Genomic DNA, 25,400 nt, shown 5'->3' on the forward strand with positions numbered 1-25,400 from the left:
CCGACGCACCGTCGCGCTTCTCTGTCAATCGGGCAGCAGCGGCATCTCCGGCTCGGCCGGACGGCCCAGCAGAACCGCGCGGGTGACGGCCGCTTTCCCGAACCGGTCCCGCACCGAGTCCACGGCCGTGTCGAGCTGGGTGGCCCGCTGGCGTTCGAACGGGAGGGCCAGCTGGACGTGGTCGTCACCGGTCAGGTTGGACAGGGACGCGCCGAGCAGCGTGATCCCGCGGTCGGCGATCAGCGGCAGCGCGGCCTCCAGGAGCTCGCGCGCCGCGGCGAGCAGCCGGCCGGTGCCCTCGGTCGGCTCGGTCAGCGTGCACGAGCGCGTCGCCCGGGTGAAGTCGGCGAAGCGCAGGCGGATCGTCACCGTCCGGCAGATGCGGTGGGCGGCGCGCAGCCGCCGGGCGATGCGGTCGATCAGGGCCACGAGGACGACATCGAGTTCGGCCGGGGTCCGCCGGCCGCGCCCGAGGGCCCGCTGGGCGCCGATCGACCGGCGCCGCACTCCGGTCTCGACCACGCGCGGGTCACGGTTGTGCGCCAGCGCGTGCAGGTGCCGCCCGGCGCCGCGGCCCAGCAGGCCGGCGAGGTCCACCGGCTCGGACGCGGCCAGCTGGCCCACCGTGGTGATCCCGCACGCCCGCAGCTTCTCCTCGGTCACCTTCCCGACGCCCCACAGCGCGCCGACCGGCAGCGGGTGCAGGAACGCCAGCTCCGCGTCGTGCGGCACGACGAGCAGGCCGTCCGGCTTCGCCACCCGGCTGGCGACCTTGGCGAGGAACTTCGTCCGCGCGACGCCGACGGTGATCGGCAGCCCGGCCCGCTCGGCGACCGCCTGCCGCAGCCGTTCGGCGACCGCGCTCGGCCGTCCGGCGATCTTGGCCAATCCGCCGACGTCGAGGAAGGCCTCGTCGATGGAGATGCCCTCCACCAGCGGGGTGGTGTCGCGGAAGACCTCGAACACCGCCTTGCTCGCGGCCGAGTAGGCCGACATCCGCGGCGGCACGACGACGGCGTGCGGGCACAGCCGCCGGGCCTGCGCGCCGCCCATCGCGGTGCGCACGCCGTAGGCCTTGGCCTCGTAACTCGCGGCCAGCACGACCCCGCCGCCGACGATGACCGGGCGGCCCTTCAGCCCCGGGTCGTCGCGCTGCTCGACCGACGCGTAGAAGGAGTCGAGGTCGGCGTGGAGGATGGGGCCCTCGGCGGTCATAGAACATATGTTCGCATACCCGCGCGCCGAAATCCGCTCGTCCGTCCGCCGTCACCGTCGCGCCGCTGGGCGAAACTGAGCGTTTTCCCGGTAGTCCCCGAGCGTGACCGCGCCCACACTCGAAGACATCGACTTACCGGAACTTGGGAGCGACATGACCGAGAAGTGCCGCTGCGGCGACCACCACGCGTGGGCCGGGCCGAACCCGCAGGACAGGCCGGCCGCCCCGCGCCAGCCGCTGCTGGCCACGACGCTGGCCCGCGAGGACCGGTTGGAGGACACCGGCGGGCTCGACCCGACCGACCGGGTCACCTGCCGGACGCACCGCCGCTGGCTGCACGAGTGCGTCTCGTCCCCGGTGCACGCCAACTCCGCGATCGGCTACCGCTGGTGCCGCCGGTGCGACCACCAGGCCCTGGTCGCGGTGGACGAGCTCACCGGCGAGGTCGCCATCCGCTGCGGGCTCTGCGGCCGCAGCCCGCGCAGCCGCGCGAACGACGAGCTGGTCGCACTGTGCCGCCGCAGCCTGGCCCTGTCCCGCGCGAGCCGGTTCCCGGAAAGCGCCGCCGCCTGAGCGGGTTCCGTTCCGAGGGACCCCGCTGGTCCGCGCGCCTGTGCTGCCGCGGGCGGCGGTCCGACCGGGCGCACTGCCATGATGCGAAGGTGCCCCGACCCGGAACCACCGCGCTGGTGATCCTGCTGCCCGCCGCCGAGCCCGTGCTCGCCGCGGCCCGGCGCACCGCCCCCGAGCTGGTCCGCCCCGGCCTGCCCGCGCACGTGACGGCGCTGTACCCGTTCCTCCCCGCGTCCGAGGTGACCGACGAGGTCCTCGACGCCGTGCGCGCGCTGGCCGCCGCCGCCGCGCCGGTCGGCGTCCCGCTCACCGAGCTGGTCACCGCGCCGGGTTTCTCGGCGATCCCCGTGCCCGCGCTGCAGGCGATCGCGGACGCGGTCTGCGCGCGCTGGCCGGACGTCCCGCCCTACGGCAGCCGGTTCGGCGCGACGCCCGACGCTCACCTGACCGTCGCGATGGGCGGGACCGACGCCGACCTCGAGCGGGTCGCGGCCGAGGTCCGGCCGCTGCTCCCGCTGACCGCCCGCGCGGAGGCCCTGCACTTGGTCGCCCTCGACGACGAGGGCTGGGAAACCCGGCTCACCGCGCCGTTCGGCGCGTGACTCACCCGGTGGTGCCGCTCCGGTAGGCCTGCGCGATCGCCCGCAGCCGCGCGACGTCCGCGGCGAACGGTTCCGCACCGGCGACCGGCGGTGCGTTCTCCCCCGGCTCGTCCGGCAGGTCGCGCACCAGCCGCGCGGCCGCCGGCGCCGCCAGCTCCGGCGTCACCCCGGCGAGGATCAGGCCGTCGTTGGTCTCGCTCATCGCCGTCAGCAGCCGTTCGCGGCGCGACGGGCCACCCGGATCGATGCGGACGATCTCCGGGAACCGGCGGGTGAGGTGCTCTCGCAGTGGTCGCAGCACACGCAGGGTCCGCGCGTCGCGGCGGCCGGCCGCCAGCCCCGGGATCGACGGGATCGTCAGCCCCAGCACGATCAGCAGCACCGACACGGCCGGGAAGCCGACGTCGAGCGCGCACGGCAGCGTCGAGAACGGCCCGGCGCACAACGCCTTGGCCGGGTGGTCGGCCTGCAGCGCCTTGATCGTCGCGACGACCTTCCCGCCGAGGTAGGCGACGGCGAACGCGGACGCCAGCAGCAGCAAGGCGAGCCCGGCGCGCAACGCGCCGCCGCTCGCCCGGATCGTCACCGCCGACACGATCCCGATGTCGAGCACCGCGAACCCGAGGTAGACGGTGTAGGCGAAGACGTAGACGACGAGCGTCGGGTGGGTCCGGTACAGCTCGTCGAACAACCCGAGGCCGCGTGGCAGGTCCGGCGTGCTGAAGAACATCACCACCAGCAGGGTCAACGCCGTGGCCAGTGCGACGAGCCGGGTGCGCCGGCCGCGGTCGCGGGTGCCGCTGATCTCCGCGACGGTCAGCCCGATCCCGTAGGCCGCGACCATGGTCGCGAGGTTCGAGAGCAGCCGCCCGAGGCTCGGGTACAGCTCGCTCTCCAGGACCTGCGCACGATTGGAGAGGAAGCAGAACGCCGCGCCGAGCGCGATGAGCGAAACGGCGAGCCCCGCACCGGCGCCGGTCCGTCGCGCCCGCACCGCGCGCCAGATCCCGACGGCCAGCGCGAAGAGCCCGACCCCGAGGAACAGAATGTCGATCACGGGACCGGACTATCCCAGCAGCGCCGCCAGCCGTCTCGCCTGGTCCGCCGCACGGCCGGACGCACCGGGCTGGACGGCGAGCGGTTCGCTCGTCGCCGCGCTCATCAGCAGCACGGCGATCAGTTCGGCCTCGTACTCGTCGCGGCCGCTCGTCACGCGCGTGAGCAGGTGCGACAGCGCCCGCGGCGCCAGATCGGGGGCGAGCTCGGCGGCCTCGGACTCCGACATCAGGCAGCTGCCGGTGTGCGCGCACAGCATGTGGGCGAGCTCGTGGGCGATGATGTGGTCCTGGTGCAGCGCCGACGTGTGCTCGGTGTAGGCGATCAGGTCGTACGCCGGGCGGGCCTGCCAGGCGCCGGACGGCTGGCCGGGCCGGTACTCGACCGGCACGAGGTCGATTTCGCGGCCGCGCCACGCCTCCAGGCCGTCGACCCAGCGGTTCATCGACCACGGCCGCGGCAGCGGGACGGCGGTGAGCACCGCCAGCACCCGGGCGCGGGCCCCGGCTCGCAGCTTCGTCAGGCCGTGCGCGTCGATGGGCCCTCCCCGCTGAGCGGGCGCCAACCGGGTGCACCGGGGCGCGATCACGGACGACGTCATCGTAGCCGACCGTTCACCGCACGCACGTCACTCAGGCTTCCGGCGCCGGCCCTCGCGGCGGCGGGTCTCGTCGTAGCTGCCGAGCTGGTCCATCAGGGCGGTCACGGTCTCGCGGTCGCGCGGCGAGAGCTGCATCGCCCGCTGCGCCATCTTCCGGGCCTCGCCGTCACGCCAGGCCACGACGTCCTCGACCTGCTTGTCGACCTCGCCGGCCACCTCGTCGTCGAAGAAGTACGTCACCGGCACGCCGAAGAACTGGGCCAGCGCCTGGATGTGGGACCGCTTGGGGTCCTTGCGCGCGCCGACGGCGAGCTGCTGCACATGGGTCGCCGACATCGTGACGCCGGTCTGCTCCGCGACGCCGTGCGCGATCTCCCGGTAGGAGTAGGGCTTGCGGTCCGGCGGGTGCACGGTCGCGATCAAGTGCGCCAGCCGTTCGGCGAAACTGCGCTCCTCGCTCACCGCACACCACCCTCAACCGTGAAACGTGACAACAGCCAGCCTAGCTGTCCCGAAAACTTGACACAGCATGTACCGGAAAGACTACGATACCGACGGTAGGTGTTTCGGAAACGGAACACCAGCCCGGGCCGGCTCGGCGGCCGCGAGGTGACTCACGTGGCCGCTGGGGGTGGCCACGCGCCGAACCCGCGGCCCCGCGCCGGCCCTCTTCCGTTCAGTGCGCGCCCGCCGGCTTCGTGAGGTCGTCGCTCAGCCGTGGCAGTTCGACGACTTCGCGGTCGAAGTCTGCGGCGGGGCGGAGCGCGACGATCAGGCCGCCCAGCGCGGGACGGCGGCACGATAGGGGTCACGGTGTCCGCCATGGCGGACCACGCAGTGTGGCGCGGCAAAGTGCCGCCGTCCCCACGGATCCGACGACAGTGGCCCCTCCCGGCGCGGGAGGGGCCACCACTGCCTGTCATCAGCTCCGGTAGACGCCGAACTCGTACACCGAATACCCGTACGCCGTCCCGCGCTGGGTGGCGTTCACCCGCACGTACCGGGCGGTGGCCGAGACCGCGAGGTCGTCGGCGCCGCCGTCCCCGGTCGTGGTGCCGTAGACCGAGCGCCAGTTCGCCCCGTCGTCGCTGACCTGGATCTCGTACGCCTTGCCGAACGCCGACTCCCAGACCAGCTGGACGTGGTTGAACGCCTGCCGGCTGCCCAGGTCGACCTGCAGCCACTGCGGGTCGGCCCACGCGCTCGCCCAGCGCGTCGCCTGGTTGCCGTCGGTCGCGGCCTGCGGCGGGTAGGGCGCGCCGGGGCCGTCGGCCTGGTAGGTCGACGCCGTGGTCGCCGCGCCGCGGGCCAGGTTGGTGCCCGGCACCGGCGGCGCGACCACGCGCAGCGAGCGCGTCTCGATGCCGACGTTGCCGTGCCCGTCGCGGGCGTAGAGGTAGATCTTCCAGACGCCCAGATCCTGCGGCGCGGTGACGGTGAACGTGCCGTTGCCGGTGAACTGCGCCGGGATCAGGCCGGCCGCGTTGTTGATGTACTTGCTGTTGTAGCCCATGGTGTAGGTGATCGGGTCACCGTCCGGATCGGACACGTTCGCCGTCACGGTGAAGGTGCCGCCGGCCGGGACGTCGGTGGTGCGGCTGAGGTTCATCGACGAGATCACCGGGGGCGTGTTGCCGCCGGTCTGTCCACTGTAGATCTTGCGGACGGCGTACCAGGACAGCCGCTTCTCTTTGCCCGTGGTGATGTTGAACCAGACGCCGCCGAAGTCGCCTTCGCTGCCGTAGTGGAACAACGTCGCGCCGAGCGCCACGCCCGGGTGGGCCAGCACGCAGTTCCAGGCGTTCGTGTAGCCGTCGCGCTTCTGCTGGTCGGTGGGCTCGGTCGGGACGCCGTTGACGTCGTTCGGGACCTCCCACTCGCCGGCCGGGCCGGTCTCGGTGATGATGTAGGGCTTCGTGTAACCGCCGTTGATCCAGTCCTGCTTGACCTGGCAGACCTGCGCGTAGGAGTTCACGGAGTACAGGTCGAGGTTCGGCGTGTAGGCCTTGTAGTACGGCCACGCGCCGGTCCAGGCGTCGGTCGAGGTGACCGGGTGGTTGGCGTCGATCGCGTGGATCGCCTGCGCGGCTTGGTCGACAAACCGGGCGTAGGCGATGCGGTTCTGCTCCAGCAGCGTGCCGGAGTAGCAGTTCTGCATGCCGAGGATCGACTCGTTCCCGACGTTCCACATGAGCACGCCGGCGTTGCCCTTGTAGGCGTTGACCCACTTCTGGATCTCGCCGAGCATCGTGTTCTTGTAGGTCGTGTCGGTGGTGTAGTCGACGCAGCCGCCGCTGCCCGGCCCGCCGCCGGGCTGCAGCCAGAAGCCGGCGACGACCTTGATCCCGTTGGCCGCGGCGGCGTCCAGCAGCGGCTGGCTGCTGCCGTCGGTGCCCCAGGTGCGGACGGTGTTGACGCCGATCCAGTGCAGCTCCGGCATCCGCGACGCGGCTTCGCTGACCGGCGGGCCCCAGGTGAGGCCCTTCACGGTCCACGACTGGCCGTCGACGCTCAGCTGCCAGTTGCCCTGGCTGCCGGTCACCTTGGTGACGCCGGGGCCGCCCGGTGTCGTCGTGCCCGGGGTGCCGCTGACCTGGAACTCCCAGAGCGAGTAGCCGTAGCCGCCGACCCGGTGGGTGCCGTAGAAGCGCACGTACCGGCCGTGGCCGCTGACGGCGAGGTTCTGCACGCCACCGGTCGCCGTCGTCGTGCTGTAGATCGAGGTCCACGACGACGCGTTGTCGGACACCTGGATCTCGTACGCCGTCGCGTAGGCGGATTCCCAGTTCAGGGTCACCTGGCTGATGTCGGCGGCGGTGCCGAGGTCGACCTGCAGCCACTGCGGGTCGCTCCAGGCGCTGGCCCAGCGGGTGCCCGCGTTGCCGTCGACCGCGGCGGACGCCGGCGTCGACGCGCCTTCGCTGCTGGAGGCGGTCACAGGTCTGCCTTGGGATAACAACGTCGCGGCGTGTGCCGGGGTCGGGCCGGCTAGCAGGCCCAATACCAGCAGGACCACGAGTGCCGGGACGGCACGAAGGGGCAACGGTCGGTCCACGATGACTCCCGCGCGAAAGGGGGACGGAGGTTGGAGAGCGCTCTCCGGCACGGCCGATCGTTCGTCACGGCGGCCCGCGTTGTCAAGCTTCCCGTCTGGAAACGGACAATGCCCGTCCGCGCCGGGATGCGGGTACTCCTTGACAGGGTGGCAGCACGGTGCGCATGCTCTTGGAGAGCGCTCTCCCATTCCTCAGGCACCCTCACCGTGGAGGACCCTTGGCATCGAAAGCCGCGCTCCTCGCCTGCACCGCCGCCACCGTGCTGGCAGGCGCCTTCCTGACCGCGGCGACGTCGTCGCCGGCCGGAGCCGACAACCTGGTGACGCACCACGAGTTCCAGGTCAACTGCTCCCCCAGCCACCACCAGCCGGACGACCCGATCGTTTTCCCCGGGCTGCCCGGCGCGTCGCACGACCACACGTTCATCGGCAACAAGACCACCAACGCGGCCACGACGACCCAGTCGCTGCAGGCCGCGGGCGTGGGCAACACGACCTGCCTGGCGCCCGACGACCTGTCGGCGTACTGGTTCCCGACGGTCTACAACGGCAACCAGGTGATCCTGCCGAACTTCGCGCAGGTCGTGTACTACAAGTCCGGCATCCTCGACTACACCAAGGTCGTGCCGTTCCCGCCCGGCCTGCGTTACGTCGCCGGGACGGTCACGGCGACGCAGGACCAGTTCCAGAACGCGCCCGGCGCGATCGAGGGCTGGGAGTGCGGGGACAGCTTCCACAACTGGGACATCCCGGTGCAGTGCACGCCGGGCAGCCAGCTGAACATCCGGTACCAGGCCCCGAGCTGCTGGGACGGCGTCCACCTGGACTCCGCCGATCACAAGAGCCACATGGCGTACCCGGACAAGACGACGCTGACGTGCCCGGCCGACCACCCGGTCGCGGTGCCGATGCTGGAGTTCAAGATCGCGTTCCCGGTCAGCGGTGACATGTCCGGCGTCCACCTGGCCAGCGGGCGCGGGTATTCGTGGCACTACGACTTCTTCAACGCGTGGGACCCGCCCACCCTCGCCGCACTGGTCACGCACTGCATCAACGGCGGGCTCCAGTGCGACCCGCGCGGGTTCGACCTCTACAAACCGGACCGCGGCACCGTCCTCGGTCCGAACTACCGGCTGCCCGGCCGGCCGTGAGGCGGCGGGCGCCGGTGGTCGCGGCGGTGGTGGTGGCGATGTCCATGGGCGGGTGTGCCACCACCGCCGTGCCGGCGGCCCCGGCGCCGCCGCCCGGCCCCGGGGCGGGTTCCGGCTCCGGGGCGTTCAACCCGACCGACATCGCGTGGTTGCAGCTGACCGTGCCGATGACGGAGAACGCCGTCACCGCGGCCCACCTGGCGGCGGACCACGCGGCGAGCACCGCCGTGCGGTCCGCCGCCTCGGCCCTCGAGCCGGCCCAGGACGGGTTCCTGACCCGCCTGCGGGCGGCTCGTGACCGGGCGGGGTTGCCGACCGGGAACGTCCACAGTGGACACCAGATGCCGGGGATGATCACCGAAGCCGACCTGGTCGGGCTCCGGACCAGCCACGGCGGCGACTTCGACCAGCGGCTCGTCGCGTTGCTGCGGGCGCACTCGAAGCAGATCGTGGTGCTGGCGAAGGGCGAACAGACCGCGGGCGCCGACCCGGCGACCCAGGCGCTGGCCCGGGACCTCGCCACCGCCGCGACGCGCGAAGCGGAGGTCCTGGACCGGACGAGCTGACCGGAGACCGCCGCCCGGCCCCACTGCCGGGCCCCGGCCGGCCACGGGAGCGGCTCGGCCGGGAGCGCGGACTCCGGTGCAGGTACTCGGCGACGAGTGACGGCAACCCGTCACTCGTCGCCGAGTTGCCGTCGCACCAAGGTCCCCACCGATCCGACCGCCCGACCCGCGTACCCGGAGGGTCGGCTCACGTACCCAGGGAGTCGGCTAGCGTGCCTGGAGGGTCGGCTCGCGTGTTTGGGGAGTCGACACGTGTGATTGGAAGGACGACACGGCAAGGCGAACTCGGGCAGCGTGTCGTCCGGCGGAGTTCGCGAGCCGACTGGCTGGGTACGTGGGCCGGCGGGTCAGGCGGAGTCTCGGACCACCAACTCCGGGTCGAAGATCACCGATTCTGCGCGCAGCGTGGGGTTCGCCATGCGGTCCAGGACCATCCGCGCCATCGCCGCGCCCATGGCCTCGACCGGCTGGCGGATCGTCGTGAGGCGGGGGCGGCAGCTCAGCGCCACGCGGCTGTCGTCGAAACCGATCACCGCGATGTCGTCCGGGACCCGCCGCCCGGCGTCGGAAAGCACCGACAAAGCTCCGTACGCCATCAGATCATTGGCGACGAACACGCCGTCCAGGTCCGGCTCGGCCGCCAGCAGCCGCTCCATCGCGAGCTCGCCGCCGTGCTGGGTGAAGTCGCCCTCGGCGACGGCCACGTACGCGTGGCCGTGGCGGGCCATCGCGTCGCGGAAGCCCGCCAGCCGGTCGTGGCCCGCCGGGGTGCCGCCCGGGCCGGCGATCGTCGCGACCCGCCGGCAGCCGCGGGCGACGAGCCGGTCCGCCGCGATCCGGGCGCCGTCCTGGTGGGCGACGTCGACGTAGCAGACCGGTGCCGGGCGGGCGGGCCGCGCGAACAGCGCCGTCGGGACGCCCGCCTCGGTCAGCATCAGCGGCAACGGGTCCCGGTCGGGGGCCAGCGAGATCAGCAGCACCCCGCTGACCTGCTCCTGCCGCAGCTTCGCCACGAGCGACGCGCGTTCGTCCTCGCTGTCGACGAGCATCAGCAGCGGGTGCCGGCCGTGCGGGCGCAGGTGCGCGACGACGCCCTCGACCACCCGGCCGAAGAACGGGTCGCCGAACACGCCGCCGGTGAACGCCTCGGCGTCGACGTGCCGCTCGGGTTCGGACACCACCAGCGCGATCCCGCCGGTGTGCCGCGTGACCAGCGACCGCGCGGCCCGGTTCGGCACGTAGCCGGTGTCGGCGATGGCGCGTTCGACGGTTTCGCGCAGCTTCGGGTCGACGTTGCGCACGCTGTTCACCACCCGCGACACCGTGGCGCGCGAGACGCCGGCGACCCGCGCGACGTCTTCGAGGGTCGGTGGCGCCGGAGGCGGATGCGTCGTCACCCGTTCTTTGTAGCACCTGTGAGAGCGCTCTCCCAGTCCTGGGCCGACAACACGATGACAAATGTCATGAGCGCCCGGTGCGGGACGGCACTGCCCGCCGGGAGCCCGCGCGACGAGCATTTCCGGGGCAAGCAACTCCGTTCCGCACTCCCCGGGGAGAACACCGTGACCGTCCAGACCACCGCGCCGGCCTTCCGCCGCGTGCTCGCCCTCATCGGCACCTACCTCGGCGTCAGCGTCCTGACGCTCGGCGCGATCGTCCTGCTCCGCGACCACCCCTCGATGGTGACCGACGCCGTCTGGGTGCGCGCCACGATCGTGGTCGCCAGCGCGCTCCTGACGCTCTCCTTCGCCCGCCGGGCGGCACGCGGGTCGAAGAAGGCGTTCCTGCGGCTGCGGATCGTCTCGGGCGTGATGCTGGTGGCGATCGCCGTCATCGTCGCGCTGCCGGGCGCGTTCCCGGTGTGGCTGCGGCTCGAGCAGGCGGTCTGCGGGCTGCTGCTGCTCGGCGTCACCGTGCTGGTGAACGGCCGCGAGCTGCGGTCGCGGTTCGCGGCCCGCTGAGGCCGGGCGCGGTAGCGTGCCGCTGATGAACGACTCGACGGCACCCGCCGACGCGCAGCGGTGGGTGCGCGGCTGGCGGCGGCTGGTCCTCGACGCGGGCCTGCTCGCCTTCCCGATCGTCACGGTGCCGGCGGTGCTGGAGCACTCGAGCGGCGCCGCCGCGGTGGCCGGCTGCGTGATCGTGGCCGCCTTCGCCGTCGCCTACGTCGTCGGCGCGGTCGCCGCCGCCCGCCGCACCTGGCGGCGGTACTGGGTGTCCCTCGGCGTCTGCACGGTGCTCTTCGCCGCGGCGCTCCCCTTCGCCCACGGGGAGGCCTTTTTCCTCGCCGCGGTCGTCGTTTCGCTGGTCGCGCCGCGCATCGGCCGCTACGCCCCGGCGCTGGGCGCCGTCGTCGCGCTGGCCGCCGTCCTGGTCCCGTTGGCCGTGCCGTCGTGGCGGGCCGAACCGGGCTGGCCGCAGGCGATCGCCCTGTTCTTCACCGTGCTCGTGGTCTACGCCTTCGCCGAAGCCATCCACGCCAACATCGCCCTCGTCGAGGCCCGCGCCGAGGTCGCGCGGCTGGCGTCGGAGGCCGAGCGCACCCGGATCGCCCGCGACCTGCACGACCTGCTCGGCCACTCGCTGACCGCGATCACCGTCAAGAGCACGCTGGCCCGGCGGCTGCTCGGCACCGAGACCGCGCGGGCCGGCGAGGAGATGGCGGCCGTCGAGACGCTCGCCCGCCAGGCGCTGACCGACGTCCGGGCCGCCGTCTCGGGCTACCGGGACGTCACCCTCGCCGGGGAGCTGGCTCGCGGTCGCGAGCTGCTGCGCGCGTGCGGGGTCACCGCCGACCTGCCCACCGCCGTCGACGTCGTCGGCCCGGACCACCAGGAGCTGTTCGGCTGGGTCGTGCGCGAAGGGCTCACCAACGTGGCCCGCCACGCCCGCGCGACCCGCTGCGCCGTCACGCTTTCCGCGTCGTCGGTCGAGGTGCTCGACGACGGCGTCGGCGGCGCGACCACCGAAGGCAGCGGGCTCGCGGGGCTGCGCGAACGGGTCGCCGACGCGGGCGGGCGCGTCGAAGCCGGGCCGGCGAGCCCGCGGGGCTGGCGGCTGGCCGTGTCCCTGACCCCGGTGGAGGTGCCGTGACCATCCGGCTGTTGCTGGCCGACGACCAGGAGATGGTCCGCCAGGCCCTCGGCACCCTCTTGGACCTGGAGGACGACTTCGCGGTCGTCGCGTCCGTCGGGCGGGGCGACGAGATCGTCGCGGCCGCGCGCGAACACCGGCCCGACGTCGCGCTGCTCGACATCGAGATGCCGGGCCTCGACGGGCTGGCCGCCGCGGCCGTGCTGGCCGCCCAGGTGCCGGACTGCCGCGTCGTCATGCTCACGACGTTCGGCCGCGCCGGCTACCTGCGCCGGGCGATGGAGGCCGGGGCGGTCGGGTTCGTCGTCAAGGACGCGCCGGCCGACGCCCTCGCCGACGCGATCCGCCGGGTCGTGAAGGGCGAGCGCGTGGTCGACCCGGCCCTCGCGGTCGCGACCCTGGCCGCGGGCGAATCCCCCCTGACCGCGCGCGAACGCGACGTCCTCATCACTGCGCGGACCGGCGCGACCGTCGCCGAGATCGCGTCCCGGCTCTACCTGTCCGAAGGCACCGTGCGGAACTACGTCTCCGCGGCGATCACCAAGACCGGCGGGCGCAACCGCGTCGACGCCGTCCGGATCGCCGACGACCGCGGCTGGCTCTGATTGGCCCGGTCCGCTGACGTGGAATTGGATCTTCTGCCGGGCCGGTCGCCGGGCTTAGCGTGCGGGGCGTGACCGAAGTGAAGACCGTCGACCTGTGGTTCGACCCCGTGTGCCCGTGGGCCTGGATCGGCTCGCGGTGGCTCCTCGAAGTGGAACAGGTGCGCGAGGTGCGGACGCGGTTCCACGTGTTCAGCCTGGCCGTGCACAACGAAGGCCGCGAAGTGGACGCCTGGTACCGGGAGTGGCTCGACGAGCGCTGGGGCCCGGCCCGCGTCGCGCTGGCCGCCGAGCGGGCGCACGGCAACGACGTCCTGCGCGGCTTCTACACCGCGTTCGGCACCCGCGTGCACCGTGACAAGGCGCCGGTCGACCGGGCCACGCTCGAAGCCGCCCTCGCCGAGGCGGGACTGCCCGCCGCTCTCGCGGACGCGGCCGGCAGCAAGGAGTTCGACGCGGATCTGCTGAAGAGCAACCGCGCGGCGCTCGACCCGATCGGCGAGGACCTCGGCGTCCCGGCCCTCCACCTGCCCGGAGACGACGGCGCGGTGAACGCGTTCTTCGGCCCGGTCGTCAGCCCGGTCCCCCGCGGCGAGGCGGCCGGACGGCTGTGGGACGGCGTCGTGCTCGTGACCGGCACGGCGGGCTTCTTCGAGCTGAAGCGCGGCCGCGGCCGGCCGGTCACGAGCTGAGCGTCAGGCGTTCTCGTCGAACGGGATGCCGCCCGGCTTGGCCTTGCCGAGATTGCCGTTGAACTGGTCGTCCTTGATGCCGAAGGTCGCGCTGCCGAAGTCGGCGGCGACGAGCTTGTCACGGAGCCCGGCCGGGTAGCCGTCCCAGCCGACCAGGGTCGGGTACTGCCAGACGCCCTTGTGGTTCTCCGGCGGGTCGTCGTTGCCGTTGGCCGAGCGGAAGCAGTGCGTCGAGCCGCCGTCCTTGTGGTAGACGACCTTCGCGTGCGTACCCTCGAACAGCAAACTCGCGCGGTCGTGCACCGCGAAACCGCCGTGCTGCGACGTCGCGACGTACTCGACCTGGTTGTCCTTGACCCACACGACGATGTGTTCCCAGTCGTTGCGGTGCCCGGCGCTGCCGGGGCCGAGCGAGGCCTGGTCCTTCTCGAAGTAGAGCGTGTACATCACCGCGCACCAGCCGTTGTTGCATTTCTGGCGCGAGTAGGAGTTGGTGTTGTCGAGGTCCCAGGAGTCGCGGCAGTGGCCGTTGGTGTCGCCGCCGAGGGACAGGCCGGGCGCGATGGTCCCGTCCGGCCCGATCGCCGGGGTCGGGTAACAGCCGTCCTTGTCGTAGTCGAAGGCCGGCTGGAACGTCTTCTCGAAGTCGCTCGCGCTGGCGGGCAGGGCGCCGGGCGGGTCGGCGAACGCCGTCGCCGGGAAGGCCACGGCGAGGCCCAGCGCGGCGGCGGCCACAGCGGCCAGGGTGCGGGATCGGTGCGCCATTACGTACTCCCTCGGTCGCGGTCGGCACTGTTCCGACGTCAGCGTCACCAGGTCACCCGGGGTCCGCAACGGTACTCGCGGGGAGTATGCCCGCCGAGGACCGTCGCAAGGGGACGAACGCGCACTCCTGCCCCGTCCACCGGCACGCCAGACCCACGGTCGTGAGTGGTAATGAGGGTTAGAACCCTCATTACCACTCACGACCCTCAGCCGAGCCGGGACTCTGCGGCGGCCCAGTCGGCTCGGCCGGAGGGTTCGTAGCGCTTCAGGGTCTGGGTTTCGCGGACCAGGGCGCGCATTGATGGCAGATCCGGGAGGTCCTCGCCCAGGGCTCGGGCCTGGACCAGGACGTTGCCCAGCGCGGCCGCTTCGACTGGGCCGGCCAGGACCGGGACGCCGCACGCGTCCGCCGTCAGCTGGCACAGGAGTTCGTTGCGGGCTCCCCCGCCGACGATGTGGACCACGTCGAACGAACGGCCGGAGATCGCGGCCGCCGCGCGGAGTGTGCGGCGGTGGGCCAGGGCCAGACTGTCCACAATGCACCGGACGACCTCAGCCGGCCGCGACGGCGGGCGCTGGCCGGTGGCGCGGCAGGCCGCCGCGATGCGAGCGGGCATGTCGCCCGGCGGCAGGAACGCGGGCGCGTCGATGTCCACGACCGCCGCCAGGGCCGGGGCCGACGCGGCCGCCGCCAGCAGGTCCGGGAGGTCCGTGCGGGACCACGTCCGCAGGGTCTCCGACAGAACCCACAGGCCCATCACGTTGCGCAGGAAGCGGATCGTGCCGTCGACACCACCTTCGTTGGTGAAGTTCGCGGCCAGCGCCGCGTCACCCAGCTCCGGTTCGGGCAGCTCCAGCCCGGCCAGCGACCAGGTGCCGCAGGAGATGTACGCAAAGCTGGTTCCGGGTGACGCCGGCACCGCGACCACCGCCGACGCCGTGTCGTGCGAGCCGACCGCGATCACCGGCACCCCGGACAGCTCCCGCGCCGGGCCCACCACCATGCCCGGGTCGCGCAGGGGTGGCAGCAGCCGCGGCGGGATGCCCACCCGCGCGGCCAGGTCGGCGGCCCAGGTCCGCGCGCGGACGTCGTAGAGCTGGGTGGTCGACGCGTTGGTGCGCTCCGCCCCGATCTCGCCGGTCAGCCAGTAGTTCAGCAGGTCCGGCACGAGCAGCATGGTGTGAGCCGCGGCCAGCCGGTCCTGCTCGGACACCAGCTGGTACAACGTGTTGAACGGCAGTTGCTGCAGCCCGGTGACGTCGTACAGCTCGCGGGCGGAGACCGACGCGGCCACCTTCTCGGGCACGCCGTCGGTACGGGAGTCGCGGTGGTGCACGGGGTTGCCGAGCAGCGCGCCGGAGGCGTCGAGCAGCCCGTAGTCGACGGCCCAGGAGTCGATGCCGATGCCGTCCACCGCGCCGGCGTCACGGATCCCGGCGAGCGTCTCCCGGTACAGGCCCAGGACGTCCCAGTAGAGCAACGGCCCCGCCTGGACGCCGCCGTTGGGGAACCGCCGGACCTCCTCCAGGCTGAGCCGGCCCGGTCCCGCGGTCCCGGCCATCACGCGCCCGCTGGACGCGCCGAGGTCGACGGCCGCGACCCGCGTCACGCCCGCACCACGGTCAGCTCCAGGCCGAGCAGGTCCGCCACCGCCGTCAGCTCGGCGACGCGGTGGCCGGTGCCCAAGGCCCAGTGGTGCGCGATGCCGCTGGCCGACCACGCGTCGGTCCACTCCCCCGGGTCGCACCCGAAGTCGACGCGGGACGTCGTGTTGCCGATCCGCAGCAGCGGCCCGGGCACGACCGTGCCTTCGGACGCGACGAGCGAGAACGTGCCGTCGAGCGCCTGCGCCAGCCCGCACAGCGTCACCGGCCCCTGCTTGACGTCGAACTCGACCGAGACGCCCCAGCCGCGCTTGCCGTGGTAGACGCCGAGGCCGCGCAGCAGCGGCTTGCGGGCGCTGATGCCGAGGTGCGCCGGGCCGTCGTGGCCCATCTCGACCACGTTGTCGTGGAAGTTCAGCGCCTGCAGCTCGGTGAACGAGCCGCCCGCGCCGAGCCGGTCCATCAGCAGCATGGCCAGCGACGTCCGCAGCTCGTACTCGCCGACGGCCGGGATGCCGCGGGCGGTGAGCAGCGACGCGCCGAGGATGAACCCGGCGCCGACACGCTCGTGGGTCTCGCCGTCGAGGCCGCGATGGTAGTACGCGAGGGAGTCGAGGGAGAAGTCCTCGACGAGCCGGTCGAGTGCCACCGAAACCCGGGCGCCCCAAGCGAAATCTTCGTCCACAACGGACTCGTCCACAGTGAACACGTCGCACGCCAGGGCGACGCGGTCGGCCGTCTCGCTTTCGGTCACCTTCTCGACGCGCACGCGCAGGTCGTCGATCTCCAGGATCTCGACGTGCCCGCCGAGCTGGCCGGACACCAGCGTCGGATCGGTCGAGACGTCCATCATGCCCGGGTAGAGGTGCCCGAGCAGGCCGTGGCGGCCGTTGCGGAACGCCGCGCGCACACCCGCCGCCTTGATCCAGCGCTCGATCCGCGTCCAGGCGCGCGCGTCCTCCAGGTACCCGGACACCGAACGGAACTCGACGCCGAGCCGGCGGAACGTGTTGGCCATCTCCGGCAGCGGGCAGGCGCCGCAGTAGGCCAGCCACGCGCCGGTGTCGAAGGACTCGTGGTCCATCGCCTCGGTGGGCTGCAGGTTCAGCAGCAGCACCGGCGCGCCGGACCGCTGGGCGACCGGCGCCAGCATGCTGGAGGTCAGGTACGTCGTGAGGAAGCCGATGATCAGGTCGCAGCCGGCGACCCGCAGCTTCTCCGCGGCGGCCGCGCCCTCCTGGGCGTCCGACACGAACCCGACGTCGACGACCTCGCAGTCCATTCCGGACAGTCGTTCGGCCACCCGCCGGGCGGACGCCTGCAGCTGCGGCAGCAGCTTCGGGAACTGCGGCCAGTACGCGCCGAGCCCGCCCGCGACGAGCCCGACGCGGGTCTTGCGCGGCGTGATGCGGTCGGGGGTCATCGCTCTCCTTCAGCCGGGATCAACGCAGGAACGCCGCGGCCACCCCGGCGTCCACCGGCACGTGCAGGCCGGTGGTGTGGGTCAGGTCGCCGCCGGTGAGGGCGAACACCGCGGCCGCGACGTGCTCGGGCAGCACTTCGCGCTTGAGGATGGTGCGCTGGGCGTAGAACTCGCCGAGCTTCGCCTCCTCGACGCCATACACGGCGGCGCGTTGCGCGCCCCAGCCGCCGGCGAAGATGCCGGAGCCTTGGACGACGCCGTCCGGGTTGACGCCGTTGACGCGGATGCCGTACGCGCCGAGCTCGGCGGCCAGGAGCCGGACCTGGTGGGCCTGGTCGGCCTTGGCCGCGCCGTAGGCGACGTTGTTGGGGCCCGCGAACACGGCGTTCTTGGACGAGATGTAGACGATGTCGCCGCCGCTGTCCTGGTCGATCATGGCCTTCGCCGCGGCGCGCGCGACGAGGAACGAGCCCTTGGCCATGACGTCGTGCTGCAGGTCCCAGTCGCGTTCGGTGGTCTCCAGCAGCGGCTTGGAGATGGACAGCCCGGCGTTGTTGACGACCAGGTCGATCCCACCGAAGGCCAGCACGGTCGCGTCGACCGCGGCCTGCACGGCCTCGGCGTCGGTGACGTCAGCGGTGACCGCGAGGCCGCCGATCTCCGAAGCCACCTCTTCGGCCGCCGAGGTGTTCAGGTCGGCGATCGTGACGCACGCGCCCTCGGCGGCGAGCCGCAGCGCGATGGCCTTGCCGATGCCCGAACCGGCGCCGGTCACCAGCGCGATCCGCCCGGCGAGGGGCTTGGCCTTCGGCATCCGCTGCAGCTTGGCCTCTTCGAGGGCCCAGTACTCGATGCGGAACTTCTCGCTCTCGGCGATCGGCGCGTACGTCGAGACGGACTCCGCGCCACGCATGACGTTGATCGCGTTGACGTAGAACTCCCCCGCCACCCGGGCGGTCTGCTTGTCCTTGCCGAAGGAGAACATCCCGACGCCGGGGACGAGCACGATCGCCGGGTCGGCGCCGCGCATCGCGGGCGAGTCCGGGGTCGCGTGCCGCTCGTAGTAGGCGCGGTATTCGTCGCGGTACTCGGCGTGCAGTTCCTTCAGCCGCGCGACGACGTCCTCCAGCGACGCGGTCGCCGGGAGATCCACCACCAGCGGCCGGACCTTGGTACGCAGGAAGTGGTCCGGGCAGGACGTCCCCAGCGCGGCCAGCGGCGCGAGCTTCTCGCGGGCCAGGAATTCGAGGACGGCGTCGCTGTCGGTGTAGTGCCCGACGACACGCTGGTCGGTCGACGCCAGCCCGCGGACCACCGGGGCCAACGCGGCCGCGCGCTGCCTACGTGACGCGTCAGGTAGGGCCTCGAAGCCCGGGACGACGGGGCCGAACGGCTCGGCGGAACCACGTGCGGCCAGGAACTCCTCGGCCGTGCGGATGATGTCCAGGGAGTTGCGCTCGCACTCCTCCGAGGTCGCGCCCCAGGCGGTGATGCCGTGGCCGCCGAGGATGACGCCGATGGCCTGCGGGTTGGCCGCCTTGACCGCGGCGATGTCCAGGCCGAGCTGGAAGCCCGGACGCCGCCAGTCGACCCACGCGACGCGGTCGCCGAAGCACTCCTTGGTGAGCGCGGCGCCGTCGGCCGCGGTGGCCAGCGCGATGCCGGAGTCCGGGTGCAGGTGGTCGACGTGCGGGGCCTCGACGAGCCCGTGCATCGCCGTGTCGATCGAGGGGGCCGCGCCGCCGCGGCCGTGCAGGCAGTAGTCGAACGCCGCGACCATCTCGTCTTCGCGCTCGACACCCGGGTAGACGTCGACCAGCGAACGCAGCCGGTCGAGCCGCAGCACGGCGAGCCCGGACTCCTTGAGCGTCCCGAGGTCGCCGCCGGAGCCCTTGACCCACAGCACCTCGGTCGGCGCGCCGGTGACCGGGTCGGTGAGGTCGCCCTTGGCGGAGGTGTTGCCGCCGGCGTAGTTGGTGTTCCGCGGGTCGGCGCCGAGCGCGTTGCTGCGCGCTACCAGGTCCTCCGGCACGGTCATGCTCATGCTCCCCATCCGGCCTGCGTGCCGCCGGCGCGCTCGGCCACGATCTTGTCCTGGTACCCGCTGCGGTGGTAGGCCGCGACCGGGTCGGGGTCGAGCCCGTCTTCTTCGCGGATTTCGGCCAGCAGCGGCCGGACGTCGGTGTTGTAGGCGTCCATCAGGACGGCGTTGGCTTCCAGGACGTTGCCGGCCTGCTGGGCGGCGCGCAGGTCGTCGCGGTCGACGAGCAGGGCCTTGGCCGTCGCCTCCTGGACGTTGAGCACCGAGCGGATGATCGCCGGGATCTTGGCCTCGATGTTGTGGCACTGGTCGAGCATGAACGCGATGCCGTAGGCCGGGTCGAGGGCGTCGCCGCGGACGATCTCGTACATGATCCGGAACAGCTGGAACGGGTCCGCCGCGCCGGCCATCAGGTCGTCGTCGGCGTAGAAGCGGGAGTTGAAGTCGAACGCGCCGAGCTTCCCGGCGCGCAGCAGGAACGCCACGATGAACTCGATGTTCGTGCCGGGCGCGTGGTGGCCGGTGTCGATGCAGACCGTGGCCTTCTCGCCCAGCTCCATGCAGTGCGCGTACGACGTGCCCCAGTCGGGGACGTCGGTGGCGTAGAAGGCGGGCTCGAACAGCTTGTACTCCAGCAGGATCCGCTGGTCGTCGCCGAGCCGGTCGTACGTCTCCTTCAGGGCCGCGGCGAGGCGGTCCTGGCGGTCGCGGATGTCGTCCTGGCCCGGGTAGTTGATGCCGTCGGAGAACCACAGCTTCAGGTCGCGGGAGCCCGTGGCGTCCATGATGGAGATCGCCTCGAGCAGGTGGTCGGTCGCCTTGCGGCGGATCCCGGCCTCGGGGTTGGTCACCGAGCCGAGCTTGTAGTCCTCGTCCTGGAAGACGTTGGTGTTGATGGCGCCGATCTCGACGCCGAGGTCGCGCGCGTACGCGGTGAGGGCGCCGTAGTCGTCGACGCGGTCCCACGGGATGTGCAGCGCCACGCTCGGCGCGATGCCGGTGAACCGGTGCACGGTCGCGGCGTCGGCGATCTTCTCTTCGGCCGTGCGCGGGACGCCGGGCTGCGGGAACACCTTGAAGCGGGTGCCCGAGTTGGCGTACGCCCACGACGGCGTCTCGATGCGCTGCGCCCGCAGGGCCTGTTTCACGGCCGTCATGTCGCGCAAGACGATCACTGTCCTTCCCGGACGGAGGGGGTTTCGAGGTGGAAGACCTCGCGCAGCAGCCGGAACCCCTCGTCGGGTGGGCCGCCGTCGAGGCCGGTGAAGAACTCCGCCATCGCCGCCTGCCAGCGGGTGTTGACCTCGGTGCGGGCCATCGCGGCCTGCGCGGCGGCGAGGTCGTCGGCTTCGACGTAGCCGATGAGCAGGCCGTCCTCGCGCAGGAAGAGCGAGTAGTTGCGCCAGCCCGTGTCGTGCAGGGCCTGGCGCATCTCCGGCCACACCGCGCGGTGCCGTTCGGCGTACTCGGCCGCGCGGTCCGGCTTCACCTGCAGGCAGAAGCAGTAACGGGGCATCTTCCGTAGTCCTTTGTGGACCCGCGGCCGGACCGGGGCGGCGATCCGGTCCGGCCGCGGGAGCTGATCAGAAGTTGAACTTGTCGATGTTGTTCGCGTCGAAGGTCGTCGGCGGGCCGAGGACGATCTCACCGCTCGCGCCGATGGTGTACTCACCGAGCTTGCCGGCCTTGAACTTCTCGCCTTCCTTGCCGCTGATCTGGCCCGAGGACAGCGCGACGCCGGCGTACGCGGCGAGGTAGCCGATGTCGGCCGGGTTCCACAGCGCGAACTGCTTCACGGTGCCGTCCTTGACGAACGCGCGCATCTGGTTCGGCGTGCCGAGCCCGGTCACCGCGACCTTGCCCTTGTAGCTCGACGAGCTGACGTAGCGCGCGGCGGCCGCGATGCCCACGGTGGTCGGCGAGACGATCACCTTGAGGTTCGGGAACGACTGCAGCAGGCCCTGGGCCTCCTGGAACGACTTCTGGTCGTCGTCGTTGCCGTAGGCGATCTTGTCCAGCTTCAGGCCCGCGTAGTCCGGCTTGGCGAGTTCCTTCTTGAGGACGTCGATCCAGGCGTTCTGGTTGGTGGCGTTCGGCGTCGCGGACAGGACCGCGATCTCGCCGGAGCCGCCGGAGAGGTCCTTGGCCTGCTTGGCCAGCGCCTCGCCGATGCCCTGGGTGGTGGCCTGGTTGATGAAGACGTCGCGGCAGTCCTTGGCGGCGTCGGAGTCGAAGGCGACGACCTTGATGCCGGCGGTGCGGGCTTGATTCAGCGACGGGCAGACCGCGTTCGGGTCGTTCGCGGCGATGCCGATCACGTTCTGCTGCTGCTGGATCAGCGTGTTGATGTAGCTGACCTGCGACGACGCGCTCGCGTCGTTCGGGCCGACCAGCTTGTACTCGCCCTTCAGCTCGTCGAGCGCGGTCTTGCCGCCGCTGACCTCGATGTCGCTGTAGGGGTTGTTGAGCTGCTTGGGGAGGAACGCCATCTTGACGCCCTCCTTGGCCGCGGCGTTCGGGTTCGCCGCCGCCGTGGACTGCTGGGCACCGGCATCGGTGCTGTCGTTCTTCGTCGTGCCGCTGCAGGCGGCCAGGACGAGCACCAGCCCGGCCGACACTGCGCCGGTGATGAACCGTCGGGACATCTTCGTCACCTTTCTGGGGATACCGCGCCGGTAGCTGTGGCCCGGTTCCGCCGCCGGAGCGCCGTTCGGGCCGAGGACACGATGTTGGGGAGCAGGACCGACACGATCAGGAGCACGCCGGTCACGATGTTGAGCGCCTCGTTCGAGACGTCCTGCAGGCGCAGGGCGTTCTGCAGGGAGGCCAGCAGCACCACGCCGGCGAGCACGCCGGGCAGGGTGCCCTTGCCGCCGAAGATGGACACGCCGCCCAGCAGGACCGCGGCCACGACGGCGAGTTCGAGGCCGAAGCCGTTGTCCGCGCGGGCGCTGGAGTAGCGCAGCGTCCACAGCACCCCGGCGACCCCGGCCACCGCGCCGCTCACGACGTAGAGCCAGAACTTCAGCCGTCCGGTGCGGATGCCGGCGAACCGCGCGGCCTGCTCACCGGCGCCGGCCGCGAAGACGCTGCGGCCGACCGGCGTCGCGTGCAGCACGAGGCCGAACAGCGCCGCCACCACGATCAGCGGGATCAGGACGTTCGGGATCGGGCCGTCGCCGATGGTCCCGGTGACCCAGCTCGTGTAGTCGCGCGGGAAGTCGGCCACGGCGCCGTCGCCGAGGACGACGAACGCCAGGCCGCGGTACAGCGCGAGCGTGCCGATCGTGACGGCGAGGGCGGGCAGTTTCAGGACGGTGACGAAGAAGCCGTTCACCGCGCCGAGGATCGCGCCGAGCACGATGCACAGCGGGATGATCATCTCGATCGAGAGGCCCGCGTCCCACAGCGAGCCCATCACCGCGGACGTCAGCCCGAGCGTGCTCGCCACCGAGAGGTCGATCTCGCCGGTGACGATGATGAACGTCATCGGCAGCGCGATCAGCGCGATCGGCAGCAGGTCGAGCAGCAGGAACGTGAAGTTGCGGCTGGTGCCGAAGTTCTCGACGGCGCCGGAGGCCACCAGCACCACGACGACCGTCACGAGCACGACCGCGGCGTCCCAGCTGAGCAGCCTGCCGAACCGGTTCCCGGTGTCAGACATGGGAATCCCTCTTCTTCAGTGCCTTGGCGACCCGGACGGCGACCAGCCGGTCGGCCCCGATCGCGAGCAGGATCAGCGCGCCGACGATCGCCTGCTGCCAGAACTGGTTGATGTCGAGCACGGCCAGGGCGCTGCCGATGACCGTGAGCAGCAGCGCGCCGAGGCCGGCGCCCCAGACCGAGCCGCTGCCGCCGAACACCGCGACCCCGCCGACGACGGCCGCGGCGACGACGTTCAGCTCGTAGCCGGTGCCGGCCGCCGCGTCGACGGTGCCGAACCGCGCGGCGAACAGCACCCCGGCCAGGCCGGCGAGCGCGCCGCTGACCAGGAACGCGGCGCTGGTGTTGCGGCCGACCTTGATGCCGGCCAGCTTCGCGGCCTGCGGGCTGGAGCCCATGGCGTAGAGCTCGCGGCCGGCGCGGTAGCTGCGCAGCACGATCCCGGCGAGCACCAGCACGACCACCGCGATCAGCACCAGCCACGGGATCCCGAGGATCGACGCCGTGCCGAAGTCCAGGAAGGACTGCGGCAGCTTGTCGGCGTTGATCTGCTGGCCGCCGGCCCAGAAGAAGCTGACCCCGCGGAAGGCGTAGAGCGTGCCGAGGGTGACGACCAGCGCCGGCACCTGGCCGAACCGGACGAGCACGCCGTTGAGCAGGCCGCAGACCGCGCCGACGACGATCCCGGCGAGCACCGCGACGAGCACCGGCAGGCCGGGGTTGTCGCGCATCAGCGAGCCGACGGCGAACGCCGACAGGCCGAGCACGGACCCGACCGACAGGTCGATGTTGCGGGTGATGATCACGACCGCCTGCCCGACGGCCAGCACCGCGAGGATCGCCGTGCCGAGCAGGATGTCGCGGATGCTCTGCCCGGACAGGAACCGGGAGTTCTGCGTCGCGGTGAACACGACCAGCACGATCAGGGCCAGCACGATCCCGGACTCGCGGGCCTTGAAGACGTTCGCGATCCACGACTGCCGGTCCCCGGTCACCGGTCCCCGGGGCGGTGCGGCCACCTTGGTCGCGTTCACGCGGCGGCCCCCTGTCCCATCGCGGCGAACATGACCGAGTCTTCGGTGGCCTCGGCGCGCGGGAGCTCGGCGACGATCCGCCCCTCCCGCATCACCAGCACGCGGTCGGCCATGCCCAGCACCTCCGGCAGTTCGGACGACACCATGACGACGGCGACGCCTTCGGCCGCGAGCGACGACATCAGCCGGTGCACCTCGGCCTTCGTGCCGACGTCGATGCCGCGGGTCGGTTCGTCCACGATCAGCACCTTCGGCGCCATCGCGAGCCACTTGGCCAGCACGACCTTCTGCTGGTTGCCGCCGGACAGCGTGCCGACGGGGTCGCCGAGGCGGCGGTACTTGGTGCGCAGCCGCTCGGTCCAGTGCCGCGCCTCCTGCCGTTCGGTCCCGCCGCCGAGGAACCCGAAGTTCGCGAGCGCGCCGGAGCGCGGCAGCGTCACGTTGCGCTCGATCGAGAGGTCCATGATCAGGCCCTGCTGCCGCCGGTCCTCGGGGACCAGCGCCATCCCGGCGTTCATCGCCGCGCGCGACGAGTGCGCCTTGAGCTTCTTCCCGTTGACGCGCACGGTTCCGGCGTCGCGTTCGTCCACCCCGAACACGGCCTGGACGACTTCGGAGCGACCCGACCCGACGAGCCCGGCGAACGCGACGATCTCCCCCGCGCGCACGGAGAAGGAGATGTCGCGGAAGACGCCTTCCCGGGCCAGGCCCTCGACTTCGAGGACCACGGCGCCGGGTTCGACGTCCTGCTTGGGGAACAGCGCGTCGAGGTCGCGCCCGACCATGCGCTTCACCATCTCGTCGACCGTGACGTCGGCGACGAGGTCGGTGGAGACGTGCTTGCCGTCGCGCATGATCGTGACGCGCTGGCAGAGCTCGGTGATCTCCTCGAAGCGGTGCGAGATGAACATGATCGCCGCGCCTTCCTCGCGCAGCGTCCGCGCGACCGTGAACAGCCGCTCGACCTCGACGCGGCTCAGCGCGGCGGTCGGCTCGTCCATGATCAGCACGCGGGCGTCCGCGCTGAGCGCCTTGGCGATCTCGACGATCTGCTGGTCGGCGATCGACAGCCCGCGGGCCGGGCGGGCCGGGTCGATCCGGACGCCGAGCCGCGTGAACAGCCGGTCGGCTTCGGCGCGGATCGCGGCCCGGTCGATGCGGCCGAGGCTTTTGCGCGGGTGGCGGCCCATGACGATGTTCTCCGCCACCGAAAGATCGGGGAACAGCGTGGGTTCCTGGTAGATCACCGCGATGCCGGCGGCCTTGGCGTCGGCCGGGGAACCGAACGTGACCGGTTCGCCGTCGAGCAGCAGCGTGCCGTCGTCGGGCTTGTGCACGCCGGCCAGCATCTTGACGATCGTCGACTTGCCGGCACCGTTCTCCCCGACCAGCGCGTGGGCCTCTCCGGCGTGCAGGGGGAACGAAACGCCGGCGACCGCCGCGACGGCGCCGAACGACTTGCTCACGCCGCGCACCTCCAGCAGAGGGGCTCGGCCCGGGTCCTGCCGCGTCATCGCGACCTCCGGTTCGAAGGGCTATTGAAAGGTTTCACAAACCTGGCGCGGTGACGCTACTATGCAGCCGAAGAACAAGTCAATGCATCCGCCGAACCGTGGCCAAACGTCGTCGGGACCACGCAGTTGGTGGCGATGTTACGTTTCA

24 protein-coding genes are annotated in these 25,400 nt (G+C 72.0%); 8 read left to right on the forward strand and 16 right to left on the reverse strand.

The window, feature by feature from the left end; all coding sequences use genetic code 11:
• Window positions 1-24 precede the first annotated feature (24 nt).
• Window positions 25-1,215 carry a DNA polymerase IV gene (gene dinB, locus OHS58_RS13980; RefSeq protein WP_328648499.1) on the reverse strand — a complete coding sequence of 397 codons (1,191 nt, stop codon included), beginning with the start codon at window positions 1,213-1,215 and terminating at the stop codon, window positions 25-27.
• Between the two features lie 154 nt (window positions 1,216-1,369).
• Here dinB and OHS58_RS13985 point away from each other — a divergent pair, with 154 nt between their 5' ends.
• Together OHS58_RS13985 and OHS58_RS13990 are read left to right on the forward strand one after the other, a co-directional pair.
• Window positions 1,370-1,789 (forward strand): hypothetical protein, encoded by a 420-nt coding sequence (locus OHS58_RS13985; RefSeq protein WP_328648500.1) that lies wholly within the window; start codon window positions 1,370-1,372, stop codon window positions 1,787-1,789.
• A gap of 89 nt (window positions 1,790-1,878) precedes the next feature.
• Window positions 1,879-2,391: a 2'-5' RNA ligase family protein gene (locus OHS58_RS13990; RefSeq protein WP_328648501.1), complete on the forward strand. Its 513-nt coding sequence runs from the start codon at window positions 1,879-1,881 to the stop codon at window positions 2,389-2,391.
• 1 nt (window position 2,392) lies between these two features.
• Here the strand turns inward: OHS58_RS13990 and OHS58_RS13995 are convergent, their stop codons facing one another.
• From OHS58_RS13995 to OHS58_RS14010, 4 genes are all read right to left on the reverse strand, one after another.
• Complete coding sequence (locus OHS58_RS13995; protein ID WP_328648502.1) at window positions 2,393-3,448, reverse strand: hypothetical protein; 1,056 nt, start codon at window positions 3,446-3,448, stop codon at window positions 2,393-2,395.
• A gap of 9 nt (window positions 3,449-3,457) precedes the next feature.
• Window positions 3,458-4,048 (reverse strand): hypothetical protein, encoded by a 591-nt coding sequence (locus OHS58_RS14000; protein WP_326949444.1) that lies wholly within the window; start codon window positions 4,046-4,048, stop codon window positions 3,458-3,460.
• A 27-nt stretch (window positions 4,049-4,075) separates the two neighbouring features.
• Window positions 4,076-4,510 carry an XRE family transcriptional regulator gene (locus OHS58_RS14005; RefSeq protein WP_326949443.1) on the reverse strand — a complete coding sequence of 145 codons (435 nt, stop codon included), beginning with the start codon at window positions 4,508-4,510 and terminating at the stop codon, window positions 4,076-4,078.
• A 460-nt stretch (window positions 4,511-4,970) separates the two neighbouring features.
• The gene (locus OHS58_RS14010; RefSeq protein WP_442875533.1) at window positions 4,971-6,986 is read right to left on the reverse strand and encodes a discoidin domain-containing protein; all 2,016 of its coding nucleotides are present in this window, start codon (window positions 6,984-6,986) and stop codon (window positions 4,971-4,973) included.
• A 335-nt stretch (window positions 6,987-7,321) separates the two neighbouring features.
• Here OHS58_RS14010 and OHS58_RS14015 point away from each other — a divergent pair, with 335 nt between their 5' ends.
• Complete coding sequence (locus tag OHS58_RS14015) at window positions 7,322-8,254, forward strand: DUF1996 domain-containing protein (RefSeq protein ID WP_326949441.1); 933 nt, start codon at window positions 7,322-7,324, stop codon at window positions 8,252-8,254.
• Entirely contained in the window at window positions 8,251-8,820 is a 570-nt protein-coding gene (locus OHS58_RS14020) for a DUF305 domain-containing protein (protein WP_328648504.1), read from the forward strand. The genes OHS58_RS14015 and OHS58_RS14020 overlap by 4 nt, the downstream gene beginning before the upstream one ends.
• A gap of 347 nt (window positions 8,821-9,167) precedes the next feature.
• Here the strand turns inward: OHS58_RS14020 and OHS58_RS14025 are convergent, their stop codons facing one another.
• Window positions 9,168-10,217, reverse strand: a complete 1,050-nt coding sequence (locus tag OHS58_RS14025) for a LacI family DNA-binding transcriptional regulator (RefSeq protein WP_326953432.1) — start codon at window positions 10,215-10,217, stop codon at window positions 9,168-9,170.
• A 165-nt stretch (window positions 10,218-10,382) separates the two neighbouring features.
• On the opposite strand from OHS58_RS14025, the gene OHS58_RS14030 reads away from it, so the two are divergent.
• The 4 genes from OHS58_RS14030 (at window position 10,383) to OHS58_RS14045 (ending at window position 13,207) form a co-directional block, all read left to right on the forward strand.
• The gene (locus OHS58_RS14030) at window positions 10,383-10,781 is read left to right on the forward strand and encodes a hypothetical protein (RefSeq protein ID WP_328648505.1); all 399 of its coding nucleotides are present in this window, start codon (window positions 10,383-10,385) and stop codon (window positions 10,779-10,781) included.
• A 25-nt stretch (window positions 10,782-10,806) separates the two neighbouring features.
• Window positions 10,807-11,913, forward strand: coding sequence for a sensor histidine kinase (locus tag OHS58_RS14035; RefSeq protein WP_328648506.1), 1,107 nt, complete (start codon window positions 10,807-10,809; stop codon window positions 11,911-11,913).
• The gene (locus OHS58_RS14040; protein ID WP_328648507.1) at window positions 11,910-12,518 is read left to right on the forward strand and encodes a response regulator transcription factor; all 609 of its coding nucleotides are present in this window, start codon (window positions 11,910-11,912) and stop codon (window positions 12,516-12,518) included. Before OHS58_RS14035 ends, OHS58_RS14040 begins: the two co-directional genes overlap by 4 nt.
• Before the next feature lie 68 nt (window positions 12,519-12,586).
• On the forward strand, window positions 12,587-13,207 hold the full coding sequence (locus OHS58_RS14045) for a mycothiol-dependent nitroreductase Rv2466c family protein (RefSeq protein ID WP_328648508.1): 621 nt from the start codon (window positions 12,587-12,589) through the stop codon (window positions 13,205-13,207).
• Window positions 13,208-13,210: 3 nt separating this feature from the next.
• Here OHS58_RS14045 and OHS58_RS14050 read toward each other — a convergent pair whose 3' ends face one another.
• From OHS58_RS14050 to OHS58_RS14095, 10 genes are all read right to left on the reverse strand, one after another.
• On the reverse strand, window positions 13,211-13,972 hold the full coding sequence (locus OHS58_RS14050) for an NPP1 family protein (protein WP_328648509.1): 762 nt from the start codon (window positions 13,970-13,972) through the stop codon (window positions 13,211-13,213).
• Window positions 13,973-14,178: 206 nt separating this feature from the next.
• Window positions 14,179-15,534 carry a rhamnulokinase gene (locus OHS58_RS14055; protein WP_328649805.1) on the reverse strand — a complete coding sequence of 452 codons (1,356 nt, stop codon included), beginning with the start codon at window positions 15,532-15,534 and terminating at the stop codon, window positions 14,179-14,181.
• Between the two features lie 44 nt (window positions 15,535-15,578).
• Entirely contained in the window at window positions 15,579-17,000 is a 1,422-nt protein-coding gene (locus tag OHS58_RS14060; RefSeq protein ID WP_328648510.1) for an L-fucose/L-arabinose isomerase family protein, read from the reverse strand.
• 19 nt (window positions 17,001-17,019) lie between these two features.
• Entirely contained in the window at window positions 17,020-19,038 is a 2,019-nt protein-coding gene (locus OHS58_RS14065; protein WP_328648511.1) for a bifunctional aldolase/short-chain dehydrogenase, read from the reverse strand.
• 2 nt (window positions 19,039-19,040) lie between these two features.
• Complete coding sequence (gene rhaI, locus OHS58_RS14070; RefSeq protein ID WP_247051587.1) at window positions 19,041-20,198, reverse strand: L-rhamnose isomerase; 1,158 nt, start codon at window positions 20,196-20,198, stop codon at window positions 19,041-19,043.
• A gap of 14 nt (window positions 20,199-20,212) precedes the next feature.
• Complete coding sequence (locus OHS58_RS14075; RefSeq protein ID WP_328648512.1) at window positions 20,213-20,557, reverse strand: L-rhamnose mutarotase; 345 nt, start codon at window positions 20,555-20,557, stop codon at window positions 20,213-20,215.
• Between the two features lie 67 nt (window positions 20,558-20,624).
• On the reverse strand, window positions 20,625-21,686 hold the full coding sequence (gene rhaS / locus OHS58_RS14080; RefSeq protein WP_328648513.1) for a rhamnose ABC transporter substrate-binding protein: 1,062 nt from the start codon (window positions 21,684-21,686) through the stop codon (window positions 20,625-20,627).
• Between the two features lie 5 nt (window positions 21,687-21,691).
• On the reverse strand, window positions 21,692-22,705 hold the full coding sequence (locus OHS58_RS14085; protein ID WP_326953438.1) for an ABC transporter permease: 1,014 nt from the start codon (window positions 22,703-22,705) through the stop codon (window positions 21,692-21,694).
• Entirely contained in the window at window positions 22,698-23,738 is a 1,041-nt protein-coding gene (locus OHS58_RS14090) for an ABC transporter permease (protein WP_328648514.1), read from the reverse strand. The genes OHS58_RS14085 and OHS58_RS14090 overlap by 8 nt, the downstream gene beginning before the upstream one ends.
• Window positions 23,735-25,252 (reverse strand): sugar ABC transporter ATP-binding protein, encoded by a 1,518-nt coding sequence (locus OHS58_RS14095; RefSeq protein WP_328648515.1) that lies wholly within the window; start codon window positions 25,250-25,252, stop codon window positions 23,735-23,737. The genes OHS58_RS14090 and OHS58_RS14095 overlap by 4 nt, the downstream gene beginning before the upstream one ends.
• Window positions 25,253-25,400 lie beyond the last annotated feature (148 nt).

This window comes from Amycolatopsis sp. NBC_00348 (assembly GCF_036114655.1).
Classification (GTDB): Bacteria; Actinomycetota; Actinomycetes; order Mycobacteriales; family Pseudonocardiaceae; genus Amycolatopsis.

Excerpts from the sequence above, each read along its gene's own strand:
- OHS58_RS14035 (WP_328648506.1), top strand. The coding sequence starts at position 10,807 with ATGAACGACTCGACGGCACCCGCCGACGCGCAGCGGTGGGTGCGCGGC.
- OHS58_RS14075 (WP_328648512.1), bottom strand. The coding sequence starts at position 20,557 with ATGCCCCGTTACTGCTTCTGCCTGCAGGTGAAGCCGGACCGCGCGGCC.
- OHS58_RS14085 (WP_326953438.1), bottom strand. The coding sequence starts at position 22,705 with ATGTCTGACACCGGGAACCGGTTCGGCAGGCTGCTCAGCTGGGACGCC.
- OHS58_RS14055 (WP_328649805.1), bottom strand. The coding sequence starts at position 15,534 with ATGGCCGGGACCGCGGGACCGGGCCGGCTCAGCCTGGAGGAGGTCCGG.
- rhaS (WP_328648513.1), bottom strand. The coding sequence starts at position 21,686 with ATGTCCCGACGGTTCATCACCGGCGCAGTGTCGGCCGGGCTGGTGCTC.
- OHS58_RS13985 (WP_328648500.1), top strand. The coding sequence starts at position 1,370 with ATGACCGAGAAGTGCCGCTGCGGCGACCACCACGCGTGGGCCGGGCCG.
- dinB (WP_328648499.1), bottom strand. The coding sequence starts at position 1,215 with ATGACCGCCGAGGGCCCCATCCTCCACGCCGACCTCGACTCCTTCTAC.
- rhaI (WP_247051587.1), bottom strand. The coding sequence starts at position 20,198 with ATGACGGCCGTGAAACAGGCCCTGCGGGCGCAGCGCATCGAGACGCCG.
- OHS58_RS14065 (WP_328648511.1), bottom strand. The coding sequence starts at position 19,038 with ATGACCGTGCCGGAGGACCTGGTAGCGCGCAGCAACGCGCTCGGCGCC.
- OHS58_RS14000 (WP_326949444.1), bottom strand. The coding sequence starts at position 4,048 with ATGACGTCGTCCGTGATCGCGCCCCGGTGCACCCGGTTGGCGCCCGCT.
- OHS58_RS14060 (WP_328648510.1), bottom strand. The coding sequence starts at position 17,000 with ATGACCCCCGACCGCATCACGCCGCGCAAGACCCGCGTCGGGCTCGTC.
- OHS58_RS14095 (WP_328648515.1), bottom strand. The coding sequence starts at position 25,252 with ATGACGCGGCAGGACCCGGGCCGAGCCCCTCTGCTGGAGGTGCGCGGC.
- OHS58_RS14050 (WP_328648509.1), bottom strand. The coding sequence starts at position 13,972 with ATGGCGCACCGATCCCGCACCCTGGCCGCTGTGGCCGCCGCCGCGCTG.